General features: G+C 59.2%; 1 protein-coding gene. It reads right to left on the bottom strand.

Going from position 1 to position 245, the window contains the following annotated elements; translation table 11 throughout:
* A partial coding sequence (locus SB753_RS40375; protein ID WP_410805590.1) for a hypothetical protein occupies nt 1-205 on the bottom strand: 205 nt, incomplete at its 3' end.
* Nucleotides 206-245: the final 40 nt, after the last annotated feature.

The following is a 245-nucleotide window of genomic DNA, read 5'->3' as shown; positions in this document are numbered from 1 at the left end:
CGGGATGCGCCCACGCGTTATCGCCCGCCTCCAGCCAGCCCGTCCACAGTTCGCCCTGGTAGACCATGGCTTGCTCGACGGTCTCAAACGCGTCAACGATTTCACCAGCGGGATTGGTGACCTGAAACGTCCCATTGGGAAGACACTGGATGACGCCCAGTTCAGCGTGTGTCCACTTGCCGTTCTGCTCTTTGATCCACTGCATTGACCATCTCCGATGACCCGCCCCCTCTTCTTATGTCGAG

Source organism: Paraburkholderia sp. SIMBA_053 (assembly GCF_046534895.1).
Lineage (GTDB): Bacteria > Pseudomonadota > Gammaproteobacteria > Burkholderiales > Burkholderiaceae > Paraburkholderia > Paraburkholderia caledonica.
The sequence above is the reverse complement of the archived record's forward strand: the minus strand, read 5'-3'. Positions and strand labels throughout refer to the sequence as shown.